The 7,510-nt window shown below is 64.1% G+C and carries 8 protein-coding genes; 3 read left to right on the top strand and 5 right to left on the bottom strand.

Annotated features, from left to right (window positions below; all coding sequences use genetic code 11):
- The first annotated feature begins 157 nt into the window (after positions 1–157).
- A complete protein-coding gene (locus QM797_RS15455) occupies positions 158–781 on the top strand; it encodes a DUF6188 family protein (RefSeq protein WP_283276519.1) in 624 nt (207 codons plus the stop codon).
- Here QM797_RS15455 and QM797_RS15450 read toward each other — a convergent pair.
- Positions 760–1,509 (bottom strand): YqjF family protein, encoded by a 750-nt coding sequence (locus QM797_RS15450; protein WP_283276518.1) that lies wholly within the window; start codon positions 1,507–1,509, stop codon positions 760–762. The genes QM797_RS15455 and QM797_RS15450 overlap by 22 nt on opposite strands.
- Positions 1,510–1,532: 23 nt before the next feature.
- Entirely contained in the window at positions 1,533–2,201 is a 669-nt protein-coding gene (locus QM797_RS15445) for an SIMPL domain-containing protein (protein ID WP_283276517.1), read from the bottom strand.
- A gap of 87 nt (positions 2,202–2,288) precedes the next feature.
- Between QM797_RS15445 and QM797_RS15440 the strand changes: the two genes are divergently transcribed.
- Entirely contained in the window at positions 2,289–3,281 is a 993-nt protein-coding gene (locus tag QM797_RS15440; protein WP_283276516.1) for an isopenicillin N synthase family dioxygenase, read from the top strand.
- On the opposite strand, the gene QM797_RS15435 is transcribed toward QM797_RS15440, so the two are convergent.
- Positions 3,275–3,703, bottom strand: a complete 429-nt coding sequence (locus tag QM797_RS15435) for a DoxX family protein (protein ID WP_283276515.1) — start codon at positions 3,701–3,703, stop codon at positions 3,275–3,277. The genes QM797_RS15440 and QM797_RS15435 overlap by 7 nt on opposite strands.
- Before the next feature lie 34 nt (positions 3,704–3,737).
- Here QM797_RS15435 and QM797_RS15430 point away from each other — a divergent pair, with 34 nt between their 5' ends.
- Positions 3,738–4,805, top strand: a complete 1,068-nt coding sequence (locus tag QM797_RS15430; RefSeq protein WP_283276514.1) for a DNA polymerase IV — start codon at positions 3,738–3,740, stop codon at positions 4,803–4,805.
- On the opposite strand, the gene QM797_RS15425 is transcribed toward QM797_RS15430, so the two are convergent.
- Both QM797_RS15425 and QM797_RS15420 read right to left on the bottom strand, forming a co-directional pair.
- A complete protein-coding gene (locus tag QM797_RS15425) occupies positions 4,806–5,510 on the bottom strand; it encodes a TerD family protein (protein WP_283276513.1) in 705 nt (234 codons plus the stop codon).
- Positions 5,511–5,714: 204 nt separating this feature from the next.
- Positions 5,715–7,466 carry a pyruvate dehydrogenase gene (locus QM797_RS15420; RefSeq protein ID WP_283276512.1) on the bottom strand — a complete coding sequence of 584 codons (1,752 nt, stop codon included), beginning with the start codon at positions 7,464–7,466 and terminating at the stop codon, positions 5,715–5,717.
- Positions 7,467–7,510: the final 44 nt, after the last annotated feature.

The raw sequence follows: 7,510 nt of genomic DNA, 5'->3' as shown, positions 1-7,510 counted from the left end.
CATATTCCAGAATGCCCCGACCTTCACGGTCGGGGCATTCTGCATTTCGAAACCAACACCCCCACTCGTGCGCACTTGCCATCTGCCAGGGCCGCGCACCGTGTCTCTGGCGAGGCTTTGTGGGCTCCGACGGGACTCTGTGGCACAGTCGAAGTCGATGAAACTCGCCGTCGATCAGCAGCGCGTCAGCAGAATACTGCTCGATTTCGATCTGACCATCGAATTCGACAATGGTGCCACCATTGCCTTCAGTGAAGTGGTTGTGGATGACCTCACTGTCGACGAGGACAATCAATTCGAGGGGCTGCGGGCCTTCGCAGCGCTGAATGGTCTTGTCTGCCAAGAGGCCGGCTACGACGAATTCGGGGTACTACGAATGACATTCGCCGACGACCACACGGTGGTGGCTCGTCCCCGCGACGAAGTCGAATCCTGGGAGTACTGCGCCGCAGACGGGTCCACCTTCCTGTGCGGACCGGATGGAGCCGTCGAATCGTGGCCGGCCCCGGAGCACCCCAGGACGGAGGTACCGACCAGCGAAGGTCTTCCTTCCATCGGTGCCACTGTGGTTCGGTTGTCGACGGGTGACGAGCCGGCTGTCGAATTTTCGGACGGCACCAGGCTGCAATTCGATCTTCCGCTCGACTGCGGCTATCTCGTATTGCGGGAGAGCGTCACGTCGAGTTCCATCTCCGAAGAGGGCGACGACAAGGCCCACGGAAATTGGGTAGTCGAGCTGTCCTCCGGGCATGTGATCTTCTATCGGCCGCGAACCGCGTAGGGCTTTCCGAACTGGGTTTCGACACCGGGTGAATACAGCACCGAGTCCGGCGGGCGTGTGCTGACGCCGGGCAGGCCTGCCGCAGCCACGAGTTCGTCGGAGCAGTGGGTCAGTTCCGCATCGACCAGTTCCCAGTGTCGGTGCACGTTCGGTACGTACAGCAGCCGGCCGGCCAGCGAGGTGTGCAAACCCCATCGCGCGGTGAGAAACACTGCCAGGGAGTTCTCGGACATGTTGCGTGTTCCTCGGACGATTCCGAAATCGGTCGTGGCACCGCGATGCGGGGGAGCGAGTCGTGTGCTTCGGTAGCCGATCGTGGTGGTGTCGTCGTCGATGTCGATCGATGCCCAGCGATACGGAATGCGAGCGACGTTGGTGCCCAACACGACTGCCAGTCTGGAAGCCTCCAGTGATCGAAACACGACGCCGCGTCGACCCTCTGCGTCGACGGAGTAGAGCCGGACGTTGATCTCACCGAACGTACCGAAGTACGGAACCGGGTGCCGATATCCGAGCCCGGCACCGACCATGTGAAAACCGATCAGACCGACCCACGTGGAACCGTCGAACTCGTCGGGTTCACACCCGTCGGGAAGCAGCGGAGCGACCGTCGAACTCGGCACTTGCCAATGCAGGAAGACCAGCCGTTCCCAGCGCTGATCCATCAGGATCGGACGAGGCAACAGCGGTGGCCGCGGCCAGAGGCGTCGGGCATCGTCTCGATTCATGATTCGAGCCTAGGCGGGACGCGTCAGGAGGCGGTGAATCGGGCGTGCACACTCGCCGTGATCGTGATGTTCTCGGGTTTGAGTGCGAACCCGGCCGAGGCGGACTTCGCGGCGAACAGGCGAGGTGAGGCGTCGGAGCCGCCGTGCTCGGTGGAGCCGGGCAGCAGACCTGGATCGGCTATCGCGACGGCGTGCACGCTCGTTCTCCCCAGGCTCGACGCGTAAGCCTCGGCTTTGGCCACCGCGTCCCGAACGGCAAGTTCGCGCACTGCCAGCGTGTGCGAGATCCGGCTCGATTCGGTCAGCGCCCAATCGAAGTGATCGATCGAGACCCCCTCGAGCGCAGAGGCGGCGTAGACGAAGGCGTCGACGAGGTCGAGCTGGCTGAACTGTACTTCCACCGACGCCTCCGCCTGATAGACGTACGGCAGTTGTTCGCCGTCGTGATTGAACGGCCGGTTCCGCGAGTGCCGCACCTGATCGACAGACCATCGATCGATGGGGCCGCGGTCGCTGCTGTAGAGCGGCTCGACGAGACGCGTCAGCTCGCGGACGAGCTGCTGGGCCGGCTCGGAAGCCGACTCCGCCGTGCGTCCGTCGGTACGGACGGTCAACGACAGCGTGCACTGCTCGGGCGGATAGGTGGCTGCGCCGTGACCGACGACGGTGATGTCGAGTGCTTCATGGCTCATGGCGTCCAGTCTCGCATCCGCGCACCGATAGTTACCGAGCATCGACAGTGCTGGCCGACGCGTCAGGTGGGGAGGACAATGGCGAACATGCTTCCTGTTCTCGATCTTTCTTCCGCCGAAAACGACCCCCAGGCGTTCCAGCGGTCACTGCGCGAGGCTGCTCATGGATACGGCTTCTTCTATCTGGTCGGGCACGGGATCGAGACCGAACGAATGCACGAGGTGCTGCGTCTCGCACGCCGGTTCTTCGCCGTGCCGGACGATGTCAAGGACGAGATCAGTCAGCTGAAGAGCCCACACTTCCGTGGCTACTCACGGGTGGGCGGAGAGCTGACGAACGGTCGGGTGGACTGGCGGGAGCAGATCGACATCGGACCCGAGCGCCCGGCGATTGTTGGGGCCGAGGGGTACTGGAACCTCCAGGGTCCCAATCTGTGGCCGTCACAGCCCACTGGGTTCAGAAAGACGTTCGAGGACTGGGAACGCACGGTGTCGGGTCTCGGACTTCGCCTCCTGCGACATTGGGCGCAATCCCTCGGCGCCCCCGAGAAGGTGTTCGACGATGCTTTCGCCACCGCGCCCGCAACGCTGATGAAGGTCGTCCGCTATCCGGGTACCCCCGATCATTCGCAGGGCGTCGGCGCACACAAGGATTCCGGAGTGCTGACGCTTCTTCTCGTCGAACCGGAGTCGTCCGGACTCCAGGTGGAGACCACCCCCGATACGTGGATCGAGGTGCCGCCCTTGCCGGGGGCATTCATCGTCAACATCGGCGAATTGTTGGAAGTGGCGACCGGCGGTTATCTCCGGGCCACGCGGCACCGGGTGGTCGCGCCGGGGCCCGGCATCGACCGGATATCGGTCCCACACTTCTCGAGCCCGGCCCTCGATGCCGTCGTACCGGTGATCGAACTGCCGGCCGAATTGGCGCAGCATTCACGAGGAGTCGAGAACGATCCCGACAACCCCATCTACAGCACCTACGGCGAGAATGCATGGAAGTCCCGCACTAGAGCACACCCCGACGTGGCCCAGTTGCACCACGGGATCGCCCCTGCTGGGCAGCGGTCCGCCTACTGACTCCGCCTGCCCCCTTGTCGTGATAGTCGATACTGTGCCCATGCCCCGGTGCACCACAGAGCCCACAGGATCAACAGTGGCTGGAACAGCAATCGGATTCCTCGTGCCGTGTCGGAGTCGAGGCCGAACGCGTCGGTGTGCGTGACGAACTGTGAAATGTTGCCGGGGAACACCGCGACGAAGAACGCCGCGACCACCCAGCCGACGAGAGGTGCGCGAGCAGTCCAGAGCAGCAGTGCCAGCCCGAGCACGATCTCGACGACCCCCGACGCCAGCACGACGAAGTCGGTGCTCAGTGGCACCCACCCGGGCACCTGGGCTGCGAAAGTACTGCGCGCCCAGAACAGGTGGCTCAGGCCGGCGAAGACGAGGAACGCCCCGAGTACGACCCGGCCGATGGTGCGAGTTATCGATTTGGTCATTGCGTCATGAGACACCACGGGCACACTGGGCACCATGACCGGGAGTGCACCGACCGACCCAGGGCGTCGCCGTTGGGTACTGCACGTCGACCTCGACCAGTTCATCGCTGCCGTCGAAGTGCTGCGCAACCCCGATCTGGCGGGCAAAGCCGTGGTGGTCGGCGGAAAGGGAGATCCCACCGAGCGTGGGGTGGTCTCGACGGCGTCGTACGAGGCGAGGGCCAAGGGTGTCGGTTCTGGAATGCCGCTGCGCATTGCCGCGAAGAAGATCCCCGACGCGGTCTTTCTCCCGGTCGACAAACCGGCATACGACGAGGCGTCGGCGATGGTGATGGACACGCTGCGGACGTTGGGCGTCGTAGTCGAGGTGATCGGCTGGGACGAAGCATTTCTCGGTGTCGAGACCGATGACCCGGAGCACTTTGCCAAGACAGTGCACGACTCGGTGTTCGACGCGACAGGGTTGCATTGCTCGGTCGGCATCGGCGACAACAAGTTACGAGCCAAGATCGCCACCGACTTCGACAAGCCGCAGGGCGTCTACCGGCTGACGCAGGACAACTGGTTCGAGGTGATGGGCAGTCGCGGTACCGATGCGCTGTGGGGGATCGGCAAGAAGATCTCGAAGAGGCTCACCGCATTGGGCATCTCGACCGTTCGTGAGTTGGCCGATGCCGACGACGCGGACCTGGCCGCGGCGTTCGGACCGAAGATCGGCCCCTGGCTCGGGACGAAGGGGCGGGGTATCGACCTCGCGCCGGTCACGTCCGAGCCGTGGGTAGCGCGGTCACACAGTCGCGAGGTCACGTTCCAGACCAACGTCGCCGATTGGGCCGTGATCCGGCAAGAGGTCGCGGCTCTGACGTCGAAAGTGTTGGCAGACATCGAAGCAGAGAACCGGCCGGCCGTGCGAGCCGCGCTGAAGATTCGCTACGCGCCGTTCGAGACGCATACCGTCAGCGCGCCGATCGTCGGTGCGCCGACCTTCGATCCGGAGATTCTGACCTCGGCTGCGGTGGCCCTCGTCGATCGCCTCGACCACAATCGAGAGGTTCGATTGATCGGCGTCCGGCTGGAAATGACTCCACCGCAGTCCGTCTGACTATTTTCGGCCCGCTGCCCAGCGCAGTCCCCAACCGTACTTCTTGTCGAGGTCGGCCTGGCTGCCCTGGATGTACTCGACCTCACGAGTGACCGTGATTCCGGCAGGCGTGTTCTCCAACAATGCGATCGAGCAAATCCGCGCAGAGTTCTCGGCCGAGTCGAGGCGCACCTCTACCTGAGGTCCGCTGGTGGGGTACAGCGTCACCACTCCGTCGACCGCAGCCCAGTTCGGTGCGCCGTCGTAGATCATCGCGAAGATCAGGATGCGGGCGAACTTCTCGGGGTGGGCGAGATTGATGTGCATGTTCTCGCCGCCGCTGACCGAGCCGGAACGGTCGTCGCCGTCGAGCGCGATGAACGGCGCATCCTGCAGCGAACCGAAGCTGTTGCCGAGCGCCTGTACGACGCCTTTGGAACCGTCGCGCAATTCGTAGAGGCACCCGAGGTCGAGATCGACTCCGCCCGAACCGTACGACGCGGCAGCCAACTTGGCCAGGAAGCCCTTCTTCTTCGGCTGTGCCGCAGGTGCACCGGTGGACCAGTTCAGGTTCACCCGCATCGAACCCTGCTTCTCGCCGGACTTGGTGAGGCTGATCGTCGGCGACGCCTTGGACAGCGTGACTTTGCTCAGACTGACGGGAGCTCCGGGTTGCTGCGCTGGGGGCTGCCCGGTCGAGGGCTTGCGGGTGTAGTCGATGGCCATGGTGGTGCCTTCCGAACGGTCGATTCCCGGATCGCAATGTCCGGTTTGGGCGGTCCGTCGAGAATAGCCGCAAACCCGGCGATCGACGCTCGGTGTCAGCCGGACGTCGAACGGTAGACCGAGGCACCTGCGACAGGATTCGGCGCGACGAGCGAGACCTCGCGGGTCACCCGTCGCGCCGATGTCGAGAGGCGTGAGTTCCGACTAGGGCCGGGGCACGTTGCGCAGATTCGACTTCGCCATCCGAACCGCCTCGCCGACGCCGCCGTTGAGTACGACCTTGCTCATCGCGAGCGCGAATCCCTTCATCTGCTCCCCGGTGATGGTCGGCGGCACCGACAGCGCGAGCGGATCGGTGATCAACTGGACCAGTGCCGGGCCGTCGACCGCGAAAGCAGCCTCGAGAGCGCTGCGGATGTCTTCGGGCTTCTCGACGCGTTGCGCGTGGAGACCTGCTGCAGCGGCGATGCCCGTGTAGTCGACCTGGGGCACGTCGACGCCGAAGTCGGGCAGGCCGTCGACGAGCATCTCGGCCTTGACCATGCCCAGCGTCGAATTGTCGAACAGCACGATCTTGACCGGCAGCTTGTACATCGCGACGGTCAAGAGTTCGGAGAGCAGCATCGAGAAGCCGCCGTCGCCCGAGATCGAGACCACTTGACGGCCCGGGTTGGCGAACTGCGCACCGATAGCGTGCGGCAATGCGTTGGCCATCGAGCCGTGCAGCATCGATGCTACGAAAGCTCTTCTGCCGGTGGGGTTGATGTAGCGCGCGGTCCACACGTTGCACATGCCGGTGTCGGTGGTGAACACTGCGTCGTCGGCGGCGAGGTCGTCGAGAACCGATGCGGCGTACTCGGGATGTATAGGCACCAGCTTCTCGGCATTGCGGGTGTACGCGCCGACGGTCTTGCCCATCAGGTCGTTGTGCTTGTCGACCCACTTCTCCACGTAGCGGCGGTCGGTCTTGCGAGTGACCAACGGCTGCAACGCATTCAGGGTTGCCCTAACATCACCGTGGATGGGGTACTGCACCGAGGTTCGACGCCCCAGCTTCGTGGGATCGATGTCGATCTGCGCGGTCGTGACATCCTCGGGAAGGAACTGCTGATACGGAAAGTCGGTGCCGAGCAGGATGAGTAGATCTGCGTCGTGGATCCCGGCATGCGCAGCTCCGTACCCGAGCAGCCCTGTCATGCCGACGTCGTACGGGTTGTCGTACTGGATGAACTCTTTGCCGCGCAACGAATGTCCGACGGGAGCGCCGATGGTGTCGGCGAATGCGACCACCTCGTCATGGGCACCCTTGACGCCGTAACCGGCGAAGATGGCAACCTTCTCGGCATTGTTGATGGCGTCGGCCAGTTTCTGGATGTCTGCCGCGGGCGGTGTGACGATCGGTGTCGAGGGAATGGCGATCGGGTCCATCGTTCCGGCGGCCGACAGTTCGGCGATATCGCCGGGGAGCGTCAGGACCGACACCCCGCCCCCGGTGATGGCTGCGTTGATCGCCGCACGGAACACCCGCGGTGCCTGCTCCGCGGTGGAGACGAACTCGTTGTAGAGCGAGCATTCACCGAAGAGACGGTCGGGGTGCGTCTCCTGGAAGTAGCCCGAGCCGATCTCGCTGCTGGGAATGTGCGACGCGATCGCCAGAACCGGTGCACCGGAACGATGTGCGTCGTACAGGCCGTTGATCAGATGCAGGTTGCCCGGGCCGCACGAACCCGCACACACGGCCAGAGTGCCGGTGGTCTGCGCGTCGGCCGATGCGGCGAACGCGGCGGCCTCCTCGTGTCGTACGTGAATCCAGTCGATACCGCCCTTGGCCGATCCGCCGGTACGACGCACTGCATCGACCACCGGGTTGAGACTGTCGCCGACGATGCCGTAGATGCGTTGTACGCCGGCGTCGACGAGTCCTCGAACGAGCTGATCGGCCACTGTGGTGGGCATGTGCAATTCTCCTCGGATGTCGTGGCGCGTTCGGATCGATGTGC

The organism is Rhodococcus sp. IEGM 1381 (assembly GCF_030056795.1).
Classification (GTDB): domain Bacteria; phylum Actinomycetota; class Actinomycetes; order Mycobacteriales; family Mycobacteriaceae; genus Rhodococcoides.
Note: the sequence above shows the minus strand (reverse complement) of the source record. Positions and strands in the feature narration are given on the sequence as shown.